Raw genomic sequence first — 1,543 nt, forward strand, 5'->3', positions numbered from 1 at the left:
CTCACCGCATGCGCCAGCCGAAACCCCGCGCCCTCTCGGGACGCGGCGGCAGGCTCTCTAGTGGCCTGCTGACGTGCCTAAAACCAGCTTGGCATAGAAGGAATGTTTGATGGTTGGCGAAACCTTATTTATAACTCATGTAGGTACGCATCCAAGTTCACGGGCTGTCGCCAATTTCACGCTAAATCTTGCACCGCGAACGCCTTGCGGTAATCTATCTTTTGCGCATTTGATTGCTCGATCAGGGTTTTTCGTTTGTACATAAATGACGTCTTGAAAAGTAGGTCGTTTTACTGGCCCCGTTGAAACAACGACTGCATATTTTTTGAACTCTTTTCCCTCCCAATATGTTTCGGCTTCTTGATCTTCGGGAAGTAAAAAACGCTGTCGATTTTTTTGCTCAATCATGGCATTGATCCTGTGGACGAAACAGGGATACTCGGTTAAAGCTGGCGGGGGCAATGCACAAACGATTGTCAAGCCATGCATTATTTACGCGCACAGGCTCACCGCACTCCACGCTAAGGGAACCATCAACAAGCAACGTGACTACATACAACACGCGCCCATCAGCATTAAGAATGCCAATTTTATCTGTTGTCATAGTCAACTCTTCGCCGTCACGGCGGGCATCTAGGTCTTGGATTTTCATGGCAAGTATTCTTTTTTGCGCCTGTTAGTTGCGCCCCAGCGGGGCGCGTAACTGCTTTAAGTTAAAGCCTGCATGTTGTCAGCTAGAATGATTGCTTCGTCTCTTGGAATTTCTGCGGAGACAATTTTTGCTCCATATTCTGCATGACCGCTGTTAGTACGCTGGCCATCAATTACGACAAAGTTAGGATTGCAGTTTCCGTTAGCCTGCACAATATTAAATCTTGGATTTTTATGCATTTTTAGACTCCTTCTTAGTTTAATTCGGGGGGATCGTCGCCCTCAAAGTACCCACAGCATGAGCAGCGTATATAGCTATATTGGTTAATGCTTCCACCTTCGGCTTGTTCCCAATAGCGATAGTGGGCTTGACCTGGGCATTTTGGACAATCATCTAAATCTGATTGCGAATCTAGCTCCATTCCCCCAGGTTCAATACCAGCTCCGTAAACGATAGTCATATCATTTCCTTTGATCTAGATAGGAGTTAATTATAGCATATATTGTCCATCGAAAGACAAAAAAGTATTCTATTTTGTCTTTCGTGATATAATATTACCTATGAAAACGCAACTTTCGCGTGTTTAAATGGGAGAAATACAGGATGAGCGAAGCGATGGAATACCTGGAAAAATTGATTACTGATGGCGTTGATTACCCGGACGCTGAATTTAAAACTTCGGTGAAGTTCGATATTGACGCAAATGATTTGCGCGCAGATTATGATCGTCAGTAAATAGACTGCAAGATACAGAGCCGCGTATACGCGGCTTTTTCTATTCACACATGGCTCAATGATCCCGATCGCTGCGCGTGTCGGTGGCCAGCACCGTGCCGGCGCCGCCCTGGTGATCGCTGGGCCTGGTGGCCGCGCTCCCCCTGGTGGTGCCAC

Annotated in this window: 4 protein-coding genes; 1 reads left to right on the plus strand and 3 read right to left on the minus strand. The window is 46.7% G+C overall.

The window, feature by feature from the left end; translation table 11 throughout:
- Window positions 1-135 precede the first annotated feature (135 nt).
- The 3 genes from IGS60_RS28160 to IGS60_RS28170 are packed head-to-tail and all read right to left on the minus strand — an operon-like array spanning window position 136 to window position 891.
- Complete coding sequence (locus IGS60_RS28160) at window positions 136-408, minus strand: hypothetical protein (RefSeq protein WP_230506899.1); 273 nt, start codon at window positions 406-408, stop codon at window positions 136-138.
- A complete protein-coding gene (locus IGS60_RS28165) occupies window positions 401-652 on the minus strand; it encodes a hypothetical protein (RefSeq protein ID WP_230506900.1) in 252 nt (83 codons plus the stop codon). Before IGS60_RS28165 ends, IGS60_RS28160 begins: the two co-directional genes overlap by 8 nt.
- A gap of 56 nt (window positions 653-708) precedes the next feature.
- Complete coding sequence (locus IGS60_RS28170) at window positions 709-891, minus strand: hypothetical protein (RefSeq protein WP_230506901.1); 183 nt, start codon at window positions 889-891, stop codon at window positions 709-711.
- 364 nt (window positions 892-1,255) lie between these two features.
- On the opposite strand from IGS60_RS28170, the gene IGS60_RS28435 reads away from it, so the two are divergent.
- Entirely contained in the window at window positions 1,256-1,387 is a 132-nt protein-coding gene (locus IGS60_RS28435; RefSeq protein ID WP_268994228.1) for a hypothetical protein, read from the plus strand.
- Window positions 1,388-1,543: the final 156 nt, after the last annotated feature.

Origin of the sequence: Janthinobacterium sp. FW305-128 (assembly GCF_020858135.1) — a bacterium.
Taxonomy (GTDB): Bacteria; Pseudomonadota; Gammaproteobacteria; order Burkholderiales; family Burkholderiaceae_D; genus Janthinobacterium.

Excerpts from the sequence above, each read along its gene's own strand:
- IGS60_RS28170 (WP_230506901.1), bottom strand. The coding sequence starts at position 891 with ATGCATAAAAATCCAAGATTTAATATTGTGCAGGCTAACGGAAACTGC.
- IGS60_RS28165 (WP_230506900.1), bottom strand. The coding sequence starts at position 652 with ATGAAAATCCAAGACCTAGATGCCCGCCGTGACGGCGAAGAGTTGACT.
- IGS60_RS28160 (WP_230506899.1), bottom strand. The coding sequence starts at position 408 with ATGATTGAGCAAAAAAATCGACAGCGTTTTTTACTTCCCGAAGATCAA.
- IGS60_RS28435 (WP_268994228.1), top strand. The coding sequence starts at position 1,256 with ATGAGCGAAGCGATGGAATACCTGGAAAAATTGATTACTGATGGCGTT.